This window comes from Amycolatopsis sp. WAC 01375, assembly GCF_003947325.1.
GTDB lineage: Bacteria > Actinomycetota > Actinomycetes > Mycobacteriales > Pseudonocardiaceae > Amycolatopsis.
The window spans coordinates 34,612-56,214 of the sequence record NZ_QHHW01000027.1 but is presented as its reverse complement, the minus strand read 5'-3'; the positions used below and the strand labels follow the sequence as shown (position 1 = coordinate 56,214).

At 69.3% G+C, this 21,603-nt stretch carries 22 protein-coding genes and 1 pseudogene; 4 read left to right on the top strand and 19 right to left on the bottom strand.

The window, feature by feature from the left end:
- Position 1: 1 nt before the first annotated feature.
- The 4 genes from dapA to thyX all read right to left on the bottom strand — a co-directional run bounded on the left by dapA (position 2) and on the right by thyX (position 3,864).
- Positions 2–1,015 (bottom strand): 4-hydroxy-tetrahydrodipicolinate synthase, encoded by a 1,014-nt coding sequence (gene dapA, locus DL991_RS16920; RefSeq protein ID WP_125785279.1) that lies wholly within the window; start codon positions 1,013–1,015, stop codon positions 2–4.
- A gap of 110 nt (positions 1,016–1,125) precedes the next feature.
- A complete protein-coding gene (locus DL991_RS16915; RefSeq protein WP_125785278.1) occupies positions 1,126–2,637 on the bottom strand; it encodes a serine/threonine-protein kinase in 1,512 nt (503 codons plus the stop codon).
- Positions 2,638–2,719: 82 nt separating this feature from the next.
- Positions 2,720–3,112 (bottom strand): ACT domain-containing protein, encoded by a 393-nt coding sequence (locus tag DL991_RS16910; RefSeq protein ID WP_125785277.1) that lies wholly within the window; start codon positions 3,110–3,112, stop codon positions 2,720–2,722.
- On the bottom strand, positions 3,112–3,864 hold the full coding sequence (thyX, locus tag DL991_RS16905; RefSeq protein ID WP_005156312.1) for an FAD-dependent thymidylate synthase: 753 nt from the start codon (positions 3,862–3,864) through the stop codon (positions 3,112–3,114). The genes DL991_RS16910 and thyX overlap by 1 nt, the downstream gene beginning before the upstream one ends.
- 133 nt (positions 3,865–3,997) lie before the next feature.
- On the opposite strand from thyX, the gene DL991_RS16900 reads away from it, so the two are divergent.
- Both DL991_RS16900 and DL991_RS16895 read left to right on the top strand, forming a co-directional pair.
- Complete coding sequence (locus DL991_RS16900; RefSeq protein WP_125785276.1) at positions 3,998–4,528, top strand: toxin-antitoxin system HicB family antitoxin; 531 nt, start codon at positions 3,998–4,000, stop codon at positions 4,526–4,528.
- Between the two features lie 10 nt (positions 4,529–4,538).
- On the top strand, positions 4,539–5,456 hold the full coding sequence (locus tag DL991_RS16895) for a DUF4097 family beta strand repeat-containing protein (protein WP_125785275.1): 918 nt from the start codon (positions 4,539–4,541) through the stop codon (positions 5,454–5,456).
- Positions 5,457–5,699: 243 nt separating this feature from the next.
- Here the strand turns inward: DL991_RS16895 and DL991_RS16890 are convergent, their stop codons facing one another.
- The gene (locus tag DL991_RS16890; protein ID WP_125785274.1) at positions 5,700–6,920 is read right to left on the bottom strand and encodes a winged helix-turn-helix domain-containing protein; all 1,221 of its coding nucleotides are present in this window, start codon (positions 6,918–6,920) and stop codon (positions 5,700–5,702) included.
- Positions 6,921–6,979: 59 nt separating this feature from the next.
- Here DL991_RS16890 and DL991_RS16885 point away from each other — a divergent pair, with 59 nt between their 5' ends.
- Positions 6,980–7,540, top strand: coding sequence for a GNAT family N-acetyltransferase (locus DL991_RS16885; RefSeq protein WP_233598879.1), 561 nt, complete (start codon positions 6,980–6,982; stop codon positions 7,538–7,540).
- Between the two features lie 66 nt (positions 7,541–7,606).
- Here the strand turns inward: DL991_RS16885 and DL991_RS43330 are convergent.
- Positions 7,607–7,909: pseudogene (locus DL991_RS43330) on the bottom strand (GtrA family protein); the annotation flags it as partial.
- A 254-nt stretch (positions 7,910–8,163) separates the two neighbouring features.
- Between DL991_RS43330 and DL991_RS16875 the strand changes: the two are divergent.
- Positions 8,164–8,685, top strand: coding sequence for a YqaA family protein (locus DL991_RS16875; RefSeq protein ID WP_125785272.1), 522 nt, complete (start codon positions 8,164–8,166; stop codon positions 8,683–8,685).
- A 69-nt stretch (positions 8,686–8,754) separates the two neighbouring features.
- On the opposite strand, the gene DL991_RS16870 is transcribed toward DL991_RS16875, so the two are convergent.
- The 13 genes from DL991_RS16870 to DL991_RS16810 form a co-directional block, all read right to left on the bottom strand.
- Positions 8,755–9,201 carry a tetratricopeptide repeat protein gene (locus DL991_RS16870; protein WP_125785271.1) on the bottom strand — a complete coding sequence of 149 codons (447 nt, stop codon included), beginning with the start codon at positions 9,199–9,201 and terminating at the stop codon, positions 8,755–8,757.
- Entirely contained in the window at positions 9,198–9,944 is a 747-nt protein-coding gene (dapB, locus tag DL991_RS16865) for a 4-hydroxy-tetrahydrodipicolinate reductase (protein ID WP_125785270.1), read from the bottom strand. Before dapB ends, DL991_RS16870 begins: the two co-directional genes overlap by 4 nt.
- Positions 9,941–11,305 (bottom strand): pitrilysin family protein, encoded by a 1,365-nt coding sequence (locus DL991_RS16860; RefSeq protein ID WP_125785269.1) that lies wholly within the window; start codon positions 11,303–11,305, stop codon positions 9,941–9,943. Before DL991_RS16860 ends, dapB begins: the two co-directional genes overlap by 4 nt.
- Before the next feature lie 93 nt (positions 11,306–11,398).
- Positions 11,399–13,663 (bottom strand): polyribonucleotide nucleotidyltransferase, encoded by a 2,265-nt coding sequence (locus DL991_RS16855; protein ID WP_125785268.1) that lies wholly within the window; start codon positions 13,661–13,663, stop codon positions 11,399–11,401.
- Between the two features lie 252 nt (positions 13,664–13,915).
- Complete coding sequence (gene rpsO, locus DL991_RS16850; RefSeq protein WP_072028105.1) at positions 13,916–14,185, bottom strand: 30S ribosomal protein S15; 270 nt, start codon at positions 14,183–14,185, stop codon at positions 13,916–13,918.
- Between the two features lie 128 nt (positions 14,186–14,313).
- Positions 14,314–14,823, bottom strand: coding sequence for an RNA 2',3'-cyclic phosphodiesterase (thpR, locus tag DL991_RS16845; protein ID WP_125785267.1), 510 nt, complete (start codon positions 14,821–14,823; stop codon positions 14,314–14,316).
- 16 nt (positions 14,824–14,839) lie between these two features.
- Positions 14,840–15,322 (bottom strand): helix-turn-helix transcriptional regulator, encoded by a 483-nt coding sequence (locus tag DL991_RS16840; RefSeq protein ID WP_125785266.1) that lies wholly within the window; start codon positions 15,320–15,322, stop codon positions 14,840–14,842.
- A 114-nt stretch (positions 15,323–15,436) separates the two neighbouring features.
- Positions 15,437–16,399, bottom strand: a complete 963-nt coding sequence (locus DL991_RS16835) for a bifunctional riboflavin kinase/FAD synthetase (RefSeq protein ID WP_125785265.1) — start codon at positions 16,397–16,399, stop codon at positions 15,437–15,439.
- A gap of 39 nt (positions 16,400–16,438) precedes the next feature.
- Complete coding sequence (truB, locus tag DL991_RS16830) at positions 16,439–17,362, bottom strand: tRNA pseudouridine(55) synthase TruB (protein ID WP_125785264.1); 924 nt, start codon at positions 17,360–17,362, stop codon at positions 16,439–16,441.
- 29 nt (positions 17,363–17,391) lie between these two features.
- Positions 17,392–18,702: a nitrate/nitrite transporter gene (locus DL991_RS16825; protein WP_199753980.1), complete on the bottom strand. Its 1,311-nt coding sequence runs from the start codon at positions 18,700–18,702 to the stop codon at positions 17,392–17,394.
- A 195-nt stretch (positions 18,703–18,897) separates the two neighbouring features.
- Positions 18,898–20,226, bottom strand: a complete 1,329-nt coding sequence (locus DL991_RS16820) for an MATE family efflux transporter (RefSeq protein WP_370306526.1) — start codon at positions 20,224–20,226, stop codon at positions 18,898–18,900.
- Between the two features lie 56 nt (positions 20,227–20,282).
- A complete protein-coding gene (locus DL991_RS16815) occupies positions 20,283–20,723 on the bottom strand; it encodes a GbsR/MarR family transcriptional regulator (RefSeq protein ID WP_125785261.1) in 441 nt (146 codons plus the stop codon).
- Positions 20,720–21,535: an alpha/beta fold hydrolase gene (locus DL991_RS16810; RefSeq protein WP_125785260.1), complete on the bottom strand. Its 816-nt coding sequence runs from the start codon at positions 21,533–21,535 to the stop codon at positions 20,720–20,722. The genes DL991_RS16815 and DL991_RS16810 overlap by 4 nt, the downstream gene beginning before the upstream one ends.
- Positions 21,536–21,603: the final 68 nt, after the last annotated feature.

Here is a 21,603-nt window from a genome sequence, read left to right as displayed (position 1 = left end):
CTCACCGAGGCATGGTCCCTACGCTGGTATGTGAGGTCGGCGCCGTGTAGGCCGCCGCTGAATCTGCTTGTGCCACCCGAGCACCATGCCAGTCACTGGCGGCGCTTTCGCCGAGCGGCACGCCTCCCTGGGCGAGATCGGCGGAAATCGCCTGGAGTTGCTCGTCGTTCGCGGCCACGATGGGCAGGCGCGGGTCGCCGATGTCGAAGCCCCGCAGCCGCAGCGCCGCCTTCGAGAACGCGACCCCGCCGACGCGGGACATCGCCCGGAGAACCGGCAGCATGCCGCGGTGGTTGGTGCGCGCGGTCGAGGTGTCGCCGGATTCGTAGGCGTCCATCATGCCGCGGATCCGGCCCGCCACGACGTGCCCGATCACGCTGACCACGCCGGCGCCGCCGACGGAGACCCACGGGAGGTTGAGGCCGTCGTCGCCGGAGTAGTAGGCGAGCTGGGTGTTCGCGATGACCTCGGAGCCGGCGATCAGGTCGCCCTTGGCGTCCTTGACCGCGAGGATGCGCGGATGCTCGGCCAGCCGCAGCAGCGTGTCGACCTCGATGGGGACGATCGAGCGCGGCGGGATGTCGTAGAGCATCACCGGCAGCTCGGTGGCGTCGGCGACGGTGGTGAAATGCGCGTAGAGCCCGGCCTGGCTGGGCCGCGAGTAGTACGGCGTGACGACGAGGATGCCGTGGGCGCCCGCCGCTTCGGCCTGCTTCGCCTGCTCGATGCTGTGCGCGGTGTTGTTCGTGCCCGCCCCGGCGACGATCGTCGCGCGGTCACCGACGGCCTCGACGACCGCACGGACCAGCTCGGCCTTTTCGGCGTCGGTCGTGGTGGGGCTCTCCCCGGTCGTGCCGTTCACGACGAGACCGTCGTTGCCCAGTTCCACGAGGTGTTCGGCCAGCTCCTGCGCCCGCTTCAAGTCCAGCGCGCCATCGGCGTCGAAGGGGGTGGCCATCGCGGTGAGCACGCGCCCGAACGGTCTTCCCGGCGCTGCGGTAGGTGGAGTGGACATGCTGTGAAGGTACCTCCTGCGGCCGTTCGACCCCTTGCCGACGTGGTCATTCCCGAGAACGCGGGAGATTTTCCGTGGCGAAGGCGAACTCGGCGCAAACTCTGTGTGAGCTATTTGACCTTGGTCGTGATCTGCGCGGGGATCTGGCTCCCGTCGGTCTTGGCGAGCAGGCAGTAGAAGCCACGCGAGTAGCTCGACGAACTCGAGTCGTTCTTGTCCACGGGCCGCTTCCACTCCGCCTCGGACGGGACGACCGCCCGCCAGGTCAGCGAGGTCCGCTGCGCCGCGGGTACGACGTTCGAGTTGAAGGTCGCCGAGCAGGTCGCCTCGGCGATACGGTTGACCGTTTCCGCTCCCGGATACTCGGCGACCCGCGCGTCGTCGTCACCGGCGGATTCGACTTCGAGCAGCGCCCGCTTGGCGAAGATCTCCAGCAGGTGGTCCTTGTCGCAGCTGACCCCGTCGTTCAGGTTGATGCCCTCTTTGAGGGGCACGTTGTAGCAGTCACCGGACGAACCGAGTTTGACCTGGCCGTTGATGCCGTAGGTCAGAGTGGGCTGCGCCTGGTTGTTCCCTTCCGGCGCCGCCATCCAGCGGCCGAGGAAGATGCCACCGACCAGGGCGCCGATCACGGCGACCGCGGCCAGGCTCAGCCACAGCGGGCGCAGGTTGCGCTTCGCCGGGGCCGGGGCCAGCCGGGTCATCGGCTGGCCGGACTGCGGCATCATCGCCGTACCGCCTGAGGGCGGGGTCGGCTGGGCCTGCACCCCCTGCGCGGCCGCGAACAGACTGCGCACCTGGTCGTACGACATCCGCGCCTCGGGTTTGGTGACCAGCAGGCCGAGGATCGCGGCGGCCAGCGGCCCCTGGACCCTGGTCAGATACGGCGCCTCGGTCATGATCGCGTGCAGCGTCGCGGCGGTGGTCGATCGTTCGAACGCGACGATGCCCTCCGCGGCGAAGAACAGCGTCGTGCCCAGCGACCAGAGGTCGGATTCGGGCATCGCGTCGCGGCCCTCGACCCGTTCCGGCGCCATGAACGCGGGCGAGCCGACGATCATGCCGCTGGTGGTCAGGCGCGGGTCGTCGGCGGCGTGCGCGATGCCGAAGTCGGTGAGCTTCACCCGGCCGTCCGGCGCGACCATGATGTTCGCGGGTTTGACGTCGCGGTGCACGATCCCGGCGGCGTGCGCGGCCCGCAGCGCGGACAGCACCCGCTCCCCCACCAGCGCGATCTGCTGGGCGGGCAGGGGGCCGCGGTCGCGCACCAGGTCGGCCAGCGTCGGCGCCTCGACCAGTTCCATCACGATGTAGGTCGCGCCGTTCTCGGTGACGACGTCGTACACGGTGACCACGGCAGGGTCGTTGAGACGACCGGCGGAGCGGACCTCGCGCAGCATCCGCTCCGACAGCACCGAGGCGTCCTCGGGCGCGTTCGGGAACTTCAGCTCCTTGATCGCCACCTGACGGCCGATCACCTGGTCCTGCGCGCGCCAGACGACACCCATCCCGCCACGGCCGAGCTCGCCCAGCAGGGCGTATCGGCCGGCGACGATCCGCGCGCCGGTGGCCTGCTGCGTCTGCTGGGGCGGCCCGTACGGACGGGTCTGTTCGTCGGTCAAGGTTCGGTGCTCCTTCGGTTCGCGCAGGATGCTAACTCGGACCCGTTCGCGCGCCGAAAGGTTCCTTCTCCGAGCTCGTGGATCAGACCGTGACCTCGTGCCCGGATTCCCGGAGCGCCTTCACCGCGCGCTCGAGTTCGGGAGCCCGGACCAGCACGTGGTCGGTGTCGAAGGTGGACATCGAGAACAGCGCCACCCCTGCGGCGGCCAGCTCGCTCGACAGCGCCGCGATGATGCCGGTCAGCGTGAAGGCCAGCGGCCCGCGGACCGACAGCCATCGCCAGCCGTCCTCGACCGTGGCGCCGTCCGGCGCGAGACCGGCCGGACAGATCACCGAAAGCTCCTCCGGGGTCCGCGTGATGGAGATCAGCACGGGCTCGCCGGGGTCGAGCAGATTCGCCGGTATCGGCGCGTCCGGGGCGAGGCGGGCGACCGCGTATTCGCCGGGCCGGACGTCGATCGCGAGGCGTCGCATCAGCCCTCGAGGACCTTCGGGCTGGACGCGACCTCGGTGCCGTCGGGCAGCGCGGAGATGGTGAAGTCCGCGAACACGTTGCCCGAGGCCTTCTGCAGCTCGCGCAGGCAGTCGATGGCCAGGGCGCGGATCTCGACGTCGGCGTGCTCGGTGGCACGCATCGCGATGAAGTGGCGCCAGGCGCGGTAGTTGCCGGTGACCACGATGCGGGTCTCGGTCGCGTTCGGCAGCACGGCGCGGGCGGCCTGGCGGGCCTGCTTGCGGCGCAGGGTCGCGCTGGGCACGTCGGCGAACTTCTCCTCCAGCCCGGCGAGGAGCTCGGTGTAGGCGTCGACGGCGGCCTGCGAGGCGGCAAGGAACTTCGCGTGCAGCTCCGGGTCCTGCGCGATGACGTCGGGCTCGACGAACGCGGCGTCGCGCTCCGGGACGTAGCGCTGCGAAAGCTGCGAGTAGGAGAAGTGACGGTGGCGGATCAGCTCGTGCGTCAGCGACCGGGAGATCCCGGTGATGTAGAAGCTGACGGACCCGTGCTCCAGCACCGAAAGGTGGCCCACGTCGATGATGTGCTCGAGGTAGCCGGCGTTGGTGGCCGTCTTCGGGTTCGGCTTCTTCCAGGACTGGTAGCAGGCGCGGCCCGCGAATTCGGCCAGCGCCTCACCACCGTCGGCATCGGTCGACCACGGCACGTCCGACGGCGGGAAGAACTCCGTCTTCGCGATCAGTTGAACCTTGGGTGACACGGTCTCGGCCACGTTCGCACTCCTTTTCGACCCCTGCTCCACGACTCCGGGCAGCGTAACCGCAGCCGTCTTCGACGACGGGGCGACATCACGGTGACGTCATCGGCGCCTTGACTGACATCACAAGTGACGTCATAGTGGTGTCATGGATTTGACGCCGTACATCACAAGCCTTCGCGAGGACCTCGCGAACACGGCTTCGGCCGGCGACGAGCAGACGCGGCGCGCTGCCGCGCTGCTGTCGTCGGCGCTGGAGCCGGCCGCCCGCCTGACCATCATGAACGCCCTCGCCGACCTGGCCGCCGAAGTGACTTCGGCACTGCCGGGGCACGTCGTCGACGTCCGGCTCGACGGCCGCGACGTGCGCGTCGTCGTCACCGGCTCCGGTTCCGGGGAGCGCGCCGAGCAGTCCGCGCCCCGCCAGGAGGCACCGCGGGAGACCCAGCGCGGACCCAAGATCGACACCGGTGACATCACCCGCATCACGCTGCGCCTGTTCGAACAGGTCAAGGGCCAGGCCGAAGCCGCGGCCGCGTCACAGGGCGTTTCGCTGAACACGTTCGTTTCGCAGGCCGTCCAGGGCGCGCTGGGCAAGAGCGGCGGCGAGCACTGGCAGCACAAGCAGAAGCCGGACGGCGGTGCCGGTTCGCACCTGCACGGCTGGGTCCAGGGCTGAGGGGACGGAAATGACCGAGGAAAGCATTCCCGCCGGTGAAGAGACCGTGCGCGTCGAGGAGTTCGAGGCCGACGGCCCGATCGAAATCGACGTGAGCGTGGCCATCGGCCGGGTGACCATCGAACTGACCGACGAGAGCGGGGTCCACGCCGAGGTCCGCCGGGACGGCGGCGAACAGCAGCCGTGGGTGGACGGGATGACGAGCCTGCTCAGCTGGGTCGGCGAACGTTTCGGCGACCAGCTCGGCGGTTCGCCTGCCGGTTCGGCGGGGTCGGCGGGCGACGCCGTGGCGCAGACGCGGGTCGAGAAGGTCGGCAACCGGCTGGTCGTCCAGGCGCCGAAGGCCTGGCAGCTGAAGAACGTCCCGCTCGCCGTGACCGTCCGGGCACCCGCCGGTTCGCACCTTGAAGTGCGGGCGGGGGCGGCCGACGTCACGGTCACCGGTTCGGCCGGCCGGGCGGACCTCATGACCGGCGCGGGCAAGATCGGCCTGGAACGGGCCGACGGTTCGGCGATCGTCCGCACCGGCACCGGCGACATCAAACTCGGCCCGACGCTGTCCGGCCTGCAACTGCGCACCGGCAGCGGCTCCGTCGAAGCGTCCTCGGTGAGCGGTTCGGCCACGGTCGCGACCGGCACGGGCGACGTCTGGCTCGGCGAGGTCGCGGGCGAGGTCCTGGCGCGCACCGGCAGCGGCGACCTCTCGGTGGCGGACGCCGCCTCCGGGACGCTGGAGCTGACCACCGGATCGGGTGAGGTCCGGGTCGGGATCCGCGGCGGTGTCCAGGCGGAGATCGACCTTTCGTCGACGACCGGGTCGGTGTCGAGCGAGCTGGATGTCTCGGAGACCGCGCCTTCGGAGGTTTCGCTGAAGGTGCGGGCACGCACCGGCACCGGCGACGCGGTGGTGACCAGCGCGGCCGGCTGAGCCGCGGGCCCGCAGGGGGATCGAGGGACCTTTGCTCTCACTTTTCCACGGGGGTGGGTGCGAAGGTCCCTCGCTCAGGCGAGTGTCATGAAAGGGTCGTTCAGGACGTTTTTCGTCCTGAACGACCCTTTCATGACACTTGGGTGCCCCCCGGGAGAGCTCCTGAGATGAAGGGGCCTTTCATAGCAAATTTTGCTATGAAAGGCCCCTTCATTGCATGACGCGAGGCACAGCGCACGAGGCTCAGCGCACGAGGCGCGAAAGCACCGGTGCCAGATCACCCCGCTCCCCCACCACGACCCCGTCCAGCCCCTGCCATTCCGCCATCAGCCGCAGTTCTCCGGCAAGCTCACTCGCGACCCGCGCGACATCCACGCCGGGCTCGGCGAAGGCGCCCTGAACGCGAAGCACCCCGGCGGCCCGATCGCATTTGAGGTCCACCCGGCCGACGAGTTCGCCGTCGAGCAGGAACGGGAACACGTAGTAGCCGTAGATCCGTTTCGGCTCAGGAACGTAGATCTCGATGCGGTAGAAGAAATCGAAGATGCGCTCGGTGCGCGCGCGTTCCCAGATCAGCGGGTCGAACGGCGACAGCAGGGCCCGGCCGGTGACCGACCTCGGCGCCTTCGCCGCGACGTGCCGGTATGCCGGGGCGGGCCAGCCGTCCACGATCACCGGTTCCAGGACGCCCGCGTCGACCAGCTCGGCCACCGCACGCTTGCTGACGTCGGGGCCGAGCCGGTAGTAGTCCCGCAGGTCCGGTTCGGTGCCGATGCCCAGCGCGACGGCCGCGCGGGTGATCAGTTCGCGGGCGCCTTCCTCCGGGCTCACGGTCCGCGACAGGATCTCCGGCGGGACGACGCGTTCGGTCAGGTCGTAGAGCCGCTCGAACGACCGGCGTGTGCCGGTCGTCAGCTGGCCCATGCCGAAGAGCCACTCGCAGGCCTTCTTGACCTCCGACCGTTCCCACCACGAGCCGGGTTTGGAACCGCCCGACTCGCTTTCGAGCGCACGCTCGATACCGCCCGCGCCGATCGGTCCCTGTTCCTTGACCACGGTGAGGATGTCGTCCACCAGCTGAGGTGTCTGCTCCAGCACCCGCGCGTAGTTCGTCCACCAGCCCATGCGTTTCGCCCCGGACCGCAGCAGCGGCCAGTCCGTGATCGGCAGCAGACTCGCCTCGTGCGCCCAGGATTCGACCAGCATCCGGGGTTTGCGCGCCGAATGGGACCAGGCCGCGTCGTCCACCAGCGTGGGCTCGTACGTGCCGAGCCGGGAGAACAGCGGCATGTAGTGCGCGCGGACCGCGACGTTCACCGAATCCAGTTGCAGCAACTGGATTCGCGACAGCACGCGCTGCAGATGCCGCCTCGTCACCGCCCCGCCCGGACGTGCCTCGGCGAATCCCTGCGCGGCCAGTGCGATCCGGCGCGCGACCGGCCCGCTGATGGTCGTAGTGCTCATCGTCCGAATGGTGCCATCCACCACCGACAGTTTTCGGCCGCACCGCTAATCTGCGCAGCATGGCCGCCGCCGAAGTCCGCCCAGCAGTCGTGTCCGACGCCTCCGAAATCGCGCGCATCCAACGCGACACCTGGCGAAGCGCCTACACGGAACTACTCGGCGAAGCAGCGGTCGCCGAACTCGAGGACGTCGAACTCGAGAAGACCTGGGCCGAAACGATCGAGTACCCGGGTACGCGCGTCTTCCTCGCCACCGAAGGCGAGTTCACCGTCGGCTTCTGCGTCGCCGGCCGCGCTCCGGCGAGCGAGGTGGCCACCGCGGACGGAGCACTGCCCGACGACGCTTCGACGACGGCGCTCATCGCCTCGCTGCTGGTCGAGCCCCGCTGGGGACGACGTGGGCACGCTGGACGGCTGCTGGCGAACGCCTCCGTTTGGCTGCGCGAGGACGGCGCCACGCGCGGGATCAGCTGGGTCGCCCAGACCGATCACGCGTCACTGGGCTTCTTCCGGCGCGCGGGCTGGTCCCCCGACGGGACCGTCCGCATCCTCGACACCGGAAGCACGAACGTGCGCGAAGTCCGGCTCACCGGTGGCCTCGACCTCGAGCTCGCTCCCTGACTTCGCGAACACGACCCAGCGCATCACCGAGTACATGAAGACGCCTTCGCACGCCCCGGCGATGAGCCGGGAGAGGCGGTAGTCGACACCCAGCGCGGCCAGTCCCGCGCCGACGCCGAGCAGGAACGCCACGTAGTTGACGACGATCGCGGCGACGTACAGCACCGCCTGTCTGCCGACGGGCGCGTGCGAGCGGAAGTTCATGCTGCGGTTCAGCACGAAGCTCAACCCGAACGCCGTCGCGTAGGCAAGCGTGATCGCCAGCCACACCGGCAGGCCGAGCCAGCTCCGGAGCAGGGTCAGCAAGATCAGGTCGACCCCGAAGGTGAACCCGTTGATGAGCGCGAAACCGAGGAAACTCGGCGCCACCAGCCGGGAAAGCCCGAAGGGGAGGCGCCGGACCACGGCCGCGCAGAAGTCGGCGAAGCGATCCGCGAAATCCTTGCCGCGGACCGCGCCGTGCACGTCGGCCACGGATTCAGCATGGCAGCGGCAGGTGGCCGCGAGCCGACGAACAGGTGATCTTCTGGTGCGGCCCCGAAGCCGGGAACGGGGGCTGTCCCCAGTGCGTCCTGGTTTTCAACTGATAGCTTGGAGAAGACGAAGGTAACGGGGAGGCAACGATGGTGGGCTGGTTGCTCCTGTCGTTCGGCGTCGCCTTCGGTTCGGCGATCCTGCCCGTGGTCAGCATCGAGATGTTCCTCATCGGCCTGTGCGCGAGCCAGCCGACGATGCCGTGGCTGCTGCTCGGGGCCATCGTCGCGGCGGGCCAGGTCGGCGGGAAGACTCTCTACTACCTCGCCGCGAAGGGCACGATCAAACTGCCGAAACCACTGCACGACCGCCTGCACCGGGAGCGGCCGCCGACCCCGCGACGGGAACGGTGGCAGGCACGGACCAAGAAGATGCGTGCCCGGCTCGACGCCCTGCGTGAACGCTGCCATCGGCATCCGCACTGGATGGCGGGCACGTACGGGGTGAGTTCGGTCCTGGGCCTGCCGCCCTACATGGCCACGAGTGTGCTCGCGGGGCTGGTGCGGATGCCGCTGGCGAGCTTCCTGGCCACCGGGTTCCTCGGCCGCTGGCTGCGGTTCAGCGTGCTGGCCGCCTCCCCCGCCCTCTTCGCGGGCTGGTTCCACTACTGACAAGCCCGCAATCAGTCACCTACTTGCGTAATAAAACCCCGCAAGTAGGTGACTAATTGCGGGGTGGGGTTAGCGGGAGGCGGCTTCGAGTTCGACGGCACGCCGCATCGTCGCGCGGGCTCGTTTCCGGTCGCCGGCGATCTCGTACGCGTATGCCAGCCGGTACCAGACGCGCCAGTTCTCCTGATCCGCCTCGACCTCGGCCCGGCGCTCGTCGAACCAGGCGTCCGCGGCGTCGCGATCCACCCGGCCGGAAGGGCGCCGAGGCAGGTCGGAGACGTCGGGCAGGCCGCCTTCTTCGTCCAGCCGCCGCGAAAGCCGTTGGATCTGGACGCCGGAACGCCAGGTGGTCACGATGATCCAGACCCCGAGCAGCGGCAGCAGCAGGACACCGATGCCGAAGAGCACCGGCACCGTCTCACCGGTGCGCACCAACGCGATGCCCCGGCCCGCCAGCAGGACGACGTAGACGGCGAGCGCCGCCGTCATCACCAGCGCGAAGTTGCGGGCCCTCACAGGTCGAGGATGTTCTCGAGACCGACCGTCAGGCCGGGCCGCGTGAGCACCGAGCGCACCCCGAGCAGCACGCCCGGCATGAACGACGTGCGGTGCAGCGAATCGTGCCGGATGGTCAGGGTCTCGCCCTCACCACCGAACAGGATCTCCTCGTGCGCCACCAGCCCGGGCAGCCGGACCGAGTGCACGCGGACGTCGTCGACGAGTGCGCCGCGGGCACCGTCCACTTCGGACGTCGTCGCGTCTTCGCCGGGCGTGAGGCCGGCTTCCGCGCGGGCCTCGCCGATCAGCCGCGCGGTGTGCGCGGCGGTGCCGGACGGCGCGTCGGCCTTGCGGTTGTGGTGCAGTTCGATGACCTCGGCCGAGTTGTAGAACCGAGCCGCCTGCTGGGCGAACCGCATCGCCAGCACCGCGCCGAGCGCGAAGTTCGGCGCGATGAGCACGCCGACCGACGGGTCGGCCGCGAGCCACGAGCGCAGCTTCTCCAGCCGCTCCTCGCTGAACCCGGTGGTGCCGACGACGGCGTGGATCCCGTTGCCGGTCAGGAACTCCAGGTTGCCCATCACGGCGTCGGGGTGGGTGAAGTCGACGACGACCTGCGCCTGCTTGAGCACCGACAGGTCGTCACCGGCGTCGAGCGCGGCGACGAGGTCCATGTCGTCGGCGCCGTTGACGGCGTTGACCACTTCCTGGCCCATCCGGCCGCGTGCGCCCAGCACACCGACGCGAATTCCAGCGGTCATGATGCGATCACCTCGTGCAGATCGTCCGGAAGGTCGTCGGCGTGAGCGTACGGCCCGACCACCGCAGCCGCCGACACGCCACCAGGGCGGCGCAGCAGAGTGCGAGCGAGCGCACAGACCTCTTCGGTGGTGACGGCGTCGATCCGCGCCACCGTGTCGTCGACGCCGAGATAGCGACCGTAGTTCAGTTCGTTCTTGCCGATCCGCGACATCCGCGACGAGGTGTCTTCGAGACCGAGCACGAGCCCGCCCCGCAACTGCCCCTTCGCCCGCGCGACCTCGGCTTCGCTCAGCCCGTCCTTGCCGACGACTTCGAGCACCTCGCGGATCAGCCCGGCGACCTCGCCGAGCTTCTCCGGCTGGCAGCCCGCGTACACCGCCATGTGCCCGGCGTCGGCGTAGCTCGCGACGGACGAATACACCTGGTACGCCAGCCCGCGCTTCTCGCGGACCTCCTGGAACAGACGCGAACTCATGCCGCCGCCGAGCGCGGCGTTGAGCACCGACTGCGCGAACCGGCGGTCGTCGTGCCGCGAAAGGGAACGCAGGCCGAGCATCACGTGCGCCTGCTCGGTGTCGTCGGTGTGCAGCGCGAGCTTCGGCGCCATCGCGATCCGCGCACGGCCGCCACGCGGCGCCACAGGTGTCGCCGTGCCGGTCAGCTTGTGCCGCAAAGCCTTGCGCACCAAGCGAAGCACCTGAGCGTGCTCGATGTTCCCCGCGACGGCGAGCACCATCCGCGGCAGCGTGTAGCGGCGCCGGTAGAACCCGCGCAGCGCCGACGCGGACATCTCCACGATGGACTTCTCGCTGCCGAGCACCGGACGGCCCAGCGCGTGGTCGCCAAGGATCGCGCCGACGAACGTCTCGTGCAGCAGGTCTTCGGGGTCGTCGTCACGCATCGAGATCTCTTCGAGCACGACGCTGCGCTCGGTCTCGACGTCCTTGTCCGTGCACAGCGCCTCGAACACGACGTCGGTGACGAGATCCATCGCGAGCGGCAGATCCTCGTCGAGCACCTGCGCGTAGTAGCAGGTGTGCTCCTTCGCGGTGAAGGCGTTGAACTCGCCGCCGACCGCGTCGATCTCCTCGGCGATCTGGGTGGCGTCGCGGTTCGTGGTGCCCTTGAACAGCAGGTGCTCAAGGTAGTGCGCAGCGCCCTCGACCGACGAAGGCTCGTCACGGGATCCGACGCCGACCCACAGCCCGACCGTCACCGACCGGGAGGCGGGCACATGTTCGGTGATGACCCGCAGCCCTCCGGCGAGCACACTGCGCTTGACCACCGCACCGTCCGAAGTGGACTCCAGCGTGCGGGTGCTGCCGACGGGCTGTTCGTGCCCAAAGATCTGACGAGCCAACGGATCCCTTACTCACATGTCATGAAAGGGTCGTTCAGGACGAAAATATCCTGAACGACCCTTTCATGACGTTTCACATCGTTCTGGCCGGACCTACTGGGCGTCGACCTTCGGAGCGTCGGCCTTCTCGCCTTCGGCCGCCTTGGCGTCCTTGGCGTCCGCCGAGTCCTCTTCCTGAACCACGATCAGGCTGATCTTGCCGCGGTTGTCGATGTCGGCGATCTCGACGCGGAGCTTGTCGCCCACGTTGACCACGTCTTCGACCTTGTTGATCCGCTTGCCGTTGCCCAGCTTCGAGATGTGCACCAGGCCGTCCTTGCCCGGCAGCAGCGAGACGAACGCGCCGAACGCGGCCGTCTTCACCACGGTGCCGAGGAAGCGCTCGCCGACCTTGGGCAGCTGCGGGTTGGCGATGGCGTTGATCTTGTCGATCGCCGCCTCCGCCGACGGGCCGTCGGCCGCGCCAACATAGATCGTGCCGTCGTCCTCGATGGAGATGTCGGCGCCGGTCTCCTCGGTGATCGAGTTGATCATCTTGCCCTTCGGGCCGATGACCTCGCCGATCTTGTCCACCGGGATCTTCACGCTGGTGACGCGCGGGGCGTACGGGCTCATCTCGTCCGGGCCGTCGATCGCCTCGGCGATGACCTCCAGGATGGTGAGGCGAGCGTCCTTCGCCTGCTTCAGCGCGGCCGCGAGGACCTCCGACGGGATGCCGTCGAGCTTCGTGTCGAGCTGCAGCGCGGTGATGATGTCCTTGGTGCCGGCGACCTTGAAGTCCATGTCGCCCATGGCGTCCTCGGCACCGAGGATGTCGGTCAGCGCGACGTAGCGGGTCTCGCCGTCGACCTCGTCGGAGATGAGGCCCATGGCGATGCCGGCGACCGGCGCCTTCAGCGGGACACCCGCGTTCAGCAGACCCATGGTCGAGGCGCAGACCGAGCCCATCGAGGTGGAGCCGTTGGAACCCAGCGCCTCGGAGACCTGACGGATCGCGTACGGGAACTCGTCACGCTTCGGCAGGACCGGGACCAGCGCGCGCTCGGCGAGCATGCCGTGGCCGATCTCGCGCCGCTTCGGCGAACCGACGCGGCCGGTCTCGCCGGTGGAGAACGGCGGGAAGTTGTAGTGGTGCAGGTACCGCTTCGTGGTCTCCGGGGAGAGCGAGTCGATCTGCTGCTCCATGCGGAGCATGTTCAGCGTGGTGACGCCCAGGATCTGGGTCTCACCGCGCTCGAACAGCGCGGAACCGTGCGCCCGCGGGATCACGGCGACCTCGGCGGCGAGCGACCGGATGTCGGTCAGGCCGCGGCCGTCCATGCGGATCTTGTCCGTGAGGACGCGCTTGCGCATGATCTTCTTCGACAGGGCCTTGAACGCCGCGCCGATCTCCTTCTCGCGGCCCTGGAAGGCTTCGCCCTCGCCCAGGCCGATCTTCTCCAGCACCGCGGCCTTGACCTGGTCGGTCGCGTTGTCGCGGTCCTGCTTGCCCGCGATGGTCAGGGCGTTGGCGAGGTCATCGGTCGCGATGGCGGCGACGGCGTCGAACGCGTCCTGCTCGAAGGCGAGGAAGACCGGGAACTCACCGGTCGGCTTGGCGGCGACGTCGGCCAGCTGCTGCTGGGCCTCGCACAGCACCTTGATGAACGGCTTCGAGGCCTCGAGGCCCTCGGCGACGGCGATCTCGTCCGGCGACTTGCCGCCGTCGGCGATCAGGTCGAGCGTCTTGTCGGTGGCCTCGGCCTCGACCATCATGATCGCGACGTCGTCACCGACGATGCGGCCGGCGACCACCATGTTGAAGGTGGCCTCTTCCAGCTGCTTCCAGGTCGGGAACGCGACCCACTGGCCCTCGATCAGCGCGACGCGGACGCCGCCGACCGGACCGGAGAACGGCAGACCGGCGATCTGGGTCGAGGCCGAAGCCGCGTTGATCGCGAGCACGTCGTACGGGTCGTCCGGGTTGAGGCTCTGGACGGTGATGACGACCTGGATCTCGTTGCGGAGACCGTCGGTGAACGACGGGCGCAGCGGCCGGTCGATCAGGCGGCAGGTCAGGATCGCGTCGGTCGACGGGCGACCCTCGCGACGGAAGAACGCGCCGGGGATGCGTCCGGCGGCGTACATCCGCTCCTCGACGTCCACGGTCAGCGGGAAGAAGTCGAAGTGGTCCTTCGGGTGCTTCGACGCGGTGGTCGCCGAGAGCAGCATGGTCTCTTCGTCGAGGTACGCGACGACCGCGCCTGCGGCCTGACGGGCCAGACGGCCGGTCTCGAAGCGGACGGTGCGGGTGCCGAAACGGCCGTTGTCGATCACGGCTTCGGTTTCGTGCACGGTGACTCCGGTGGAGTCGGTCATAGGGTGTATCTCCTCTTTTGATCCTCTGTAACGGCGCGAGTCTCCCACCCTGGGACCTGTTTCGCCTGCGGACGCTCGAGGAGTGATGCCGGTCTTCGATCGAAGCCCCCGGGCCGTTGCCCGGGAACCACTACCGAGGACCGGCGGACGGTTCCTCGTGCGCGCTCGCGCCACGCTCTTCGAAAGACAGAGCTTCGCTGTACTTGGACCGAGGGGGAGCGACCGTCGTGGTCACTCCCCCTCGGGTTCAAGCTATCGGCGCAGGCCGAGACGCTGGATCAGCGCACGGTAACGCTCGATGTCCACCTTCATCACGTAGTTCAGCAGCCGGCGGCGGCGGCCGACCAGCAGCAGAAGCCCGCGACGGGAGTGGTGGTCGTGCTTGTGAGCCTTGAGGTGCTCGGTGAGGCCGACGATGCGCTTGGTCAGCAGCGCGACCTGGGCCTCGGGGGATCCGGTGTCCGAGTCGTGCACGCCGTACTCGGCAAGGATCGTCTTCTTTTCTTCGGTGGACAACGCCACTGTGGTGCTCCTAGATATCTGTGCCGTGCGGCCCGGACGATGTCTTCACGCCGGGTGAGACGGTCACGGCCGCCACGGACTGCAGCCGGACCCAATCGTGAAGGCTACCAGCCTCGTGATCAGCGGCTTCAGGCGCGGGCGTGGTCCAACGCGTACGACCGGATCACCCGGTAGCGCGACGGCTCTTGCTCACGGTCACTGCTCATCAGAACGGCTTCGGTCGCCGTCCAAGTCTCACTGGTGAACCCGGCCAGCCGCTCCACCCACGCGCTCGCGGCTTCCGGCCGGTCGCGGGGGAAGCGGGCCAGTGTCAGGTGGGCCACGTACGGCCTGCCTTCATTCCCCGCACCGGCCTTCGTGGCCAGCTCGTGGAGCCCGGTTCCGGCAACACTCAACCACAGCACCCCGGGGAATGTCGCGGCCTTTTCCAGCCGGAGGCCGATCGGGCCCGCGCCGGCCAGCCGCCCGGCGAGCCATTCGCCTCGCTCGTCCGCGTCGTCCTCGCCGTAGAAACCGAGGGTGATATGCCAGTCCCCTCGCGTCGACCAGCGGAAACCTTCGTCCTCGGGTGCGGCCAGCGCGGCGGCGACCTCGTCGAGGACACCGTCCGGCGGGATCAACGCACTGAAGAGGGTCATGGGCGCGTGACTCGCGTCAGGATCCGTTCCTCGCGGCACGGCGCAGCAGGTCCGCCAGCGCGGGGAAGTCGTCGTCGAGCACCTTCGCGGCTTCGGTGAGGTCTTCGTCCTCGCCGATGTCCCGCAACGCCACGAGCACACCCTGGTCGTCGGCGACGGCGCCGACCGGGATGCTGTCCCTGCCCACCGTCGGCCGCGAATCGCGGACGTCTTCCAGTGCCTCCTGCATGGCCTTGCGGTCCCCCGCGGCGACCGCCGGGACCAGGACCTTGCGCTCCAGCATGATCATCTTGGCGAGGACGACCGGGTTCCCGATCTTCGCGCGGCGCCCGCTCATCACCTGGCTGAGCATGGGCGCGCTGATGCCGAGGACCTCCGCGAGGAAGGCCTGGGAGATGTCGAAGGCGACGACCAGTCTCCGCACGCGATCGCCGAGCGGCTCCCCGTACCACTCCTTCTGCAGCGCGATGTTCCGCTGGACGATCTTGTGGTCCTCCACCTGGTCCGCTCCCCTAACCCCATCGAACGCCATGCGCGGTCCGTGACATCTTGCCACCGGAACGCACGTGGGCGGGCGTGTTTGTCGATTGTCATCCGGCCTGGGCCGAAACGATCAGTCCTGCTCACCGAGCAGGTCCCTGGTCCGGGCGACGTCCTCGTCGATCTGCTTCACCAGACCCTCCGACGTCGGGAAACGGACCTGATCCCGCAGCTTGGCGACGAAATCGAGCGCGACGTGCTGCCCGTAGAAATCCTCGTCGATATCGAGGACGAAGGCCTCGACGGTGCGCTCCCTGCCCGAGAAGGTCGGGTTGGTCCCGACCGACACGGCGGCGCGCAGCCGCCGGCTGGAATCCGACGAACGGGTGAACCAGGCGCTGTAGACCCCGTCTGCGGGCACCGCCGCGAAACGCGGCGTCGACAGGTTCGCCGTCGGGTAACCGAGATCGTGCCCCCGGCCGTCACCCCGGACGACGATGCCCTCAAGCCGGTGCGGCCTGCCGAGCGCTTCGGACGCCGCGATGACGTCTCCGGCGTCGATGCACGAACGGACGTAGGTCGAGGAGAAGGTGATCTCGTTCTCGGTCTGTTGTTGCGCGAGCAGCCCCTGCAATTCCGCGCCGTATGCCACGAAACCGAACCGCTTCCCCAGCGTGCGGAGGAGATTGACGTCACCGGCGGCCTTGGCGCCGAAGGTGAAGTTCTCGCCGACGATCACCGCGGCCGCGTGCAGTTTGTCCACGAGGACCTCGTGCACGAACTCGTGCGCTGTCAGCCTGGACAGTTCCAGCGTGAACGGCAGTACGCAGAAGACGTCGACGCCCATGCCCTCGACCAGTTCCGCCTTGCGGCGCAACGTGGTCAGCTGCGCGGGATGGCTGCCCGGCCGGATCACCTCCGACGGATGCGGGTCGAAGGTGAGCACCACACTCGGCACGCCGCGTTCGGCGGCGGCGCGGACCGTCCTCGAGATCAGCTCCTGATGACCGCGGTGCACGCCGTCGAAGACGCCGATCGTCACCACGCACCGTCCCCAGCTCCCGGGAAGGTCACCCAAACCACGCCAACGCTGCACTTGTGCCCCGTCTCCTCCAGGCCTGCTTCGTGCACCACCCTAAGCGGGCAGCAACACGACCACCGAGCGGGCCAGTTCGCCTTCGTCCGCGGCGAGTGCGAGCACCCGGCCGTCCGGTCCGAACATCCCGTAGGTCCCCTCGATCCCGGCCGCGGGCACCCTCTGTCCATATCGGACCGCCTGTGCCATGCGGACGTCCAGATCGCGGCGCGGGAACGCGGCGGCGACGGCGGCGTCGAGGTCCAGCGACAGTTCCGGCTTGTCTTCGAGCTGATCGAGGGTGCGGGCCTTGGCGAGTGTGAACGGCCCGACCGTGGTGCGCCGCAACGCGAGCAGATGCCCGCCGACGCCGAGCCCGGCGCCGAGGTCGCGGGCCAGCGCCCGCACGTAGGTCCCGGACGAACACTCGACGACGGCGTCGAGTTCGATCCGGCCGGCCTCGCGGCGGGTGGCGAGCAGATCGAAGCGGTGCACGGTGACCGGACGCGGCGGGATCACGACCTCTTCGCCGGCACGGACCCGGGCGTACGCGCGTTTGCCGTCGATCTTCACCGCGCTGACCGCGCTCGGCACCTGCTGGATGTCACCGGTCAGCAGGGCGATCCCGGCGGCGATCGCGTCGTCGGTGATCTTCTCGACCGTTTCCGGGGCGGCTTCGGCGATCGGCTCGCCCTCGGCGTCGTCGGTCGTGGTGGACAGTCCCAAGGAGAGGGTCGCGAGGTAGGTCTTGCGGTCCAGCGCGAGATGGCCGAGGAGCTTCGTCGCGCGTTCGATGCCGAGCACCAGCACGCCGGTGGCCATCGGGTCGAGGGTGCCGGCGTGCCCGACCTTGCGGGTGCCCATGAAGCGCCGCGCCCTGGCGACGACGTCGTGGGAGGTCATCCCGGACGGTTTGTCGACGATGACGAGACCGGGCGGCGGAGCGGGACGTTTCTTGGCTGGAACCTGATTGGGGCGCGACACGGGCCGAACCCTATCTTTCGGGCCGTCGCCTAGGACGAGACGGGCAGCGGGGCTTCGGCGTCCCAGCGGCGGCGGCGGATCTGCACCGGGATCTCCTCGCCGCGGGCCTCGGCCTCGAACAGCACGGCGCGGGTGCGCCGCCACCACACGAGCATCCTGAACGTGCCGAACGCGAGCACCGCCATGACGGACAGCAGCGCCAGGCGGAACGTGCCGCCCGTCCACTCCAGCAGCACGCCGACCGCGAGCGCCGAGATCGTCGTGGCGACGAACCCGCCGACGTTCACGACACCGGTCGCGGTGCCGACGCGCGAGAGCGGGTTGTAGTCCCGCGCCAGCGCGAAGCCGATCATCGACGCGGGGCCGCCGAGGGAGAGGAACGCGAACGCGGGGACCAGTACCGCGACCGGGACCGTCCCGTTCCAGCCGAGCAGGACCGCCCACATCACCGCGGCGCCGCCGATGTACCCGCCGACGAGCGGCATCCGCAGCGACGGCCGCCGTCCGATCAGGCCGCCGACGATCGGGCCGCCGATCATCGAGCCGAACACGAAGACGATCAGCAGCGAACTCGCGGTGGACTTCGGATATCCCTGTCCCTGCACCAGGAACGGGACTCCCCACAGCATGGTCAGCACATTGGGGGCGAACATCGTGCTGAAGTGCACCCAGAATCCGAGCCGGGTCCCCGGCGTGCGCCACGCGTCGGCGACCTGGCGGCCCAGCACCTTCGGATGCACCTTTTCGCGGACGGGCTCCGGCGTACCGCGCGGGATGTCTTCGACGCGGAGGGCGACGACGGCGGTGTACAGCGCGGTCACCAGGCCGACGGCGAGGAACGTCGGGGTCCAGCCGGGACCGTCGAGCAGCAGACCGAGCGGAAGGGTCGCGGCGAGGTTGCCGACGTAACCGATCGCCCCGGTCAACGCGGCGAGCAGCGCGTACTGGCGGCCGGGGAAATGCGCGGCGATCAGCCGCAGGATGCTCACGAAGGTCAGCGCGTCACCGAAACCGACGACGGCGCGGGCGAGCAGGCCGAGCGGGTAGGAATCGGCGACCGCGAGCAGGAGCTGGCCGAGGCCGAGGAAGAACACGGCGCCGGTGAGCACGCGGCGCGGGCCGTAGCGGTCGACGAGGACGCCGGTGGGGATCTGCATCGCGGCGTAGACGCCGACCTGCAGCACGGTGAACGTGCCGAGCGCGGCCGCGCCGACGCCGAAGCGGTCGGCGGCCTGGAGCCCGGCGACGCCGAACGACGTGCGGTGGAAGACGGCGAGAAGGTAGACGGTGACGGCGGCGAACCAGATGAACCAGGACCGGCGAGTGGCTCGGCCTGTCACAGTGATTCCTCCTCGAGGACGGCTCCGGGCAACAAGAGACGCCCGCGCTGCCGCCTCATATAGTTGTAGCTCCTAAGCAACGACGAAACATAGCCGTTACCCGGGTGGTTTTCGCCACAGGGACGCTCGCCACCCCCGCAATTCGTCACCTACTTGCGTGGGATCGGGACGCAAGCAGGTGACGAATTGCGGGGGTCAGGACGCGCGGACGGCGCCTTCCACGGCCCATCGCCCCGAGCGCCACCGCACCAGCAAGGTCGCCAGCCGCAGCAGCATGAAGAGCGAGAGCCCGGTCCAGATCCCGGCCAGCCCCCAGCCGAACGCGAGCGACAGCCAGACCAGCGGCAGGAACCCCAGCGCCGCGCTCAGCAACGTCGCGTTGCGCAGGAAGGCGGCGTCGCCGGCGCCGAGCAGGACGCCGTCCAGCGCGAACACCACCCCGGCGATCGGTTGCAGCGCGACGAAGAACCACCACGCGTGCGGGATCTGCCCGAGCACGGCCGCGTCCGAGGTGAACACCTGCGGCAGCACCCCGGCCACCGACGCGAACACGACACCGAGGAAACAACCGAATATCAGGCCGTACACGGTGATCTGGTTCGACACACCGCGCGCCCGTTTGCTCGCACCGGCGCCGAGGGCGGCGCCGACGAGCGACTGCGCGGCGATCGCGAGCGAGTCCAGGACGAGTGCGAGGAACGTCCACAGCTGGAGCACGACCTGGTGCGCGCCGACCGCCTCGGTGGACGTCCGCGCGGCGACCGCGGCGGCGGAGACGAAGCACGCCTGGAAGGCGAGACTGCGCAGCACCAGGTCACGGCCGAGGCCGAGCTGAGCGCGCATCACCTTCGGCTCCGGGCGCAGCCCGACCCGCTCCCGCACCAGTGCCACGATGAACAGCGACGCCGAGATCACCTGCGCGACGACGTTCGCGATCGCCGAACCTTCCAGTCCCCAGTCCGCGCCGTACACCAGCAGCGGGCACAGCACGGCGGAGATCCCGTTGCCCGCCAAGACATAGCGCAACGGTTTCGCGGAGTCCTGCACGCCGCGCATCCAGCCGTTGCCCGCCATCGTGATGAGGATGAACGGCGTCCCGAACAGCGCGATCCGCAGCCAGGAGACGGCCGCGTCGGTGATCGCGGCGTCCCCGGAGAGGACCCGGGCGATGGGCGCGGCCAGCAGCTGCCCGGCGACGATCACGACCAGCCCGACGATCACCGCGAGCCAGGTCGCCTGGACACCTTCGCGGACCGCGTCGCCACGACGTCCGGCGCCGTGCAGCCGTGCCGTCCGCGACGTGGTGCCGTACGACAGGAACGTCAGCTGGCTCGAAACCTGCGACAGCACGACACCGCCGACCGCGAGCCCGGCCAGCGGCAACGCGCCGAGATGCCCGACGACGGCGGTGTCCACCAGGACGTACAGCGGTTCGGCCGCGAGGACACCGAGCGCGGGCACGGCGAGGCCGAGTACGCGTTTCGGCGGGACGCGCTCGTCGAGTTCGGAAGCTTCAGGCACCACCGCAGACTAAAGGTCGGCCGCGGTCACTCGAACGGCTCGTGTGGCGAACGAGGTCATCACGTCCGCCTGCCGCGCAGCATCCGGTCTCCGGCGTCCACATAGGACTCGAAGAATTCGGCGACCTCCTCGAGTCTGGCCTCGGCCGGCTCGCCCTCGGCGGATCGGGCTCCACTCCGGAGCACTCGGACGAAGGCGCGGGTCCGTTCGTGACTGGCGGCGAGGAGCTGCTCGAATCCGCTCACCGCCTCGATGAGCAGACGACGGCTGCCCGGCTGCGGGATGGTTCTGGCGAGTCCCCACGAGACCAGCTCGCGGACGGCCACGCTCACCGCCCCTTTGCTGAGACCGAGTGCCGCGCCGAGCTCGTCCAGTGACACGGGTCCGGAACCGAGCAGGAGCTGTCCGTAGACCCGGCCTGTCGTCCGGGGCAGGTTCCACGACCCGAGGAAGTCGCCCATGGCCGTGACGAACCCGGCGCGGTCTTCGGCGGCCGTCATGCCGAGGGCTCCGCGTCCCAGCCGTCGATGATGACCCTGATGGCCTTGGTCGTCGCCTCCGCCGCGTCCAGGGTGACCACGTGCCCGGCGCCGGGGATGACGTGCTCGGTCACGCCTTCGGCCCGCGCCCAGCGGGGCATCGCGGACGCGATGTTGCCGGTGCGGTCGCCGTCGCCGCGAACGAGGCCGAGCGGAACCGGCGAGCGGTACCCCGGTTCCGGATCGACGAGTGACACGGTGGCTCGCCAGACGTCGAGGAACACACGTTTGGGCATCCGGGCGAACACCGCCTCGCAGTTCGCGATCCCCTCCGGCGTCTCGGCCGAGGCGCGGGCCATGATGCCCGGCAGCCGCGACGCGGGGATCAGCGCCAGCGCAGGGGCGGCGAGCTTCAGCAGGAGCCGTTCCCCCCGGCCGAGCGGACCGGCGTTCCAGGTGGATCCCACGACGACGAGGCCGTGGACTCGCTCGGGAAGGCGGCGGACGAGCGCCTGCGCGAGGTTCCCGCCGAGCGAGTGTCCGATGAGGATCGGCCGGTGGAGCTCGAGGTGATCGAGCAGGGCGATCAGGTCGTCGAGCGCCGCTGTCGCGGTGAAGCGGGCGCCCGGTGCGAGGCTCGACTCGCCGTGCCCGCGTTGGTCCCAGCTGACGACCCGGTGGCCCGCCTCGTGCAGGGCCTCCGCCTGCGCGTCGAACATCCGGTGGTCCATCCCGGCGCCGTGGGTGAAGACGATCGGGCGCCGCTCCCCCGCGAGGTCGCCGTAGCGCAACTCTCCGCCGCCCAGGTGCAGCACCTGACTCATATTCAGCATTTTCCGAATATAGCAAATTCGGCAATCAGATGTCGTAATCATCGGAATGGTGTTGGTATCCTGCCGTC

Coding starts and splice junctions, on each gene's coding strand:
- DL991_RS16875 (WP_125785272.1), top strand. CDS start 8,164: ATGGTGGGCTGGTTGCTCCTGTCGTTCGGCGTCGCCTTCGGTTCGGCG.
- dapB (WP_125785270.1), bottom strand. CDS start 9,944: ATGACCGCTGGAATTCGCGTCGGTGTGCTGGGCGCACGCGGCCGGATG.
- DL991_RS16885 (WP_233598879.1), top strand. CDS start 6,980: ATGGCCGCCGCCGAAGTCCGCCCAGCAGTCGTGTCCGACGCCTCCGAA.
- DL991_RS16815 (WP_125785261.1), bottom strand. CDS start 20,723: ATGACGGCCGCCGAAGACCGCGCCGGGTTCGTCACGGCCATGGGCGAC.
- dapA (WP_125785279.1), bottom strand. CDS start 1,015: ATGTCCACTCCACCTACCGCAGCGCCGGGAAGACCGTTCGGGCGCGTG.
- DL991_RS16900 (WP_125785276.1), top strand. CDS start 3,998: ATGGATTTGACGCCGTACATCACAAGCCTTCGCGAGGACCTCGCGAAC.
- thpR (WP_125785267.1), bottom strand. CDS start 14,823: ATGACCCTCTTCAGTGCGTTGATCCCGCCGGACGGTGTCCTCGACGAG.
- DL991_RS16810 (WP_125785260.1), bottom strand. CDS start 21,535: ATGCTGAATATGAGTCAGGTGCTGCACCTGGGCGGCGGAGAGTTGCGC.
- DL991_RS16855 (WP_125785268.1), bottom strand. CDS start 13,663: ATGACCGACTCCACCGGAGTCACCGTGCACGAAACCGAAGCCGTGATC.
- DL991_RS16890 (WP_125785274.1), bottom strand. CDS start 6,920: ATGAGCACTACGACCATCAGCGGGCCGGTCGCGCGCCGGATCGCACTG.
- DL991_RS16895 (WP_125785275.1), top strand. CDS start 4,539: ATGACCGAGGAAAGCATTCCCGCCGGTGAAGAGACCGTGCGCGTCGAG.
- DL991_RS16910 (WP_125785277.1), bottom strand. CDS start 3,112: ATGCGACGCCTCGCGATCGACGTCCGGCCCGGCGAATACGCGGTCGCC.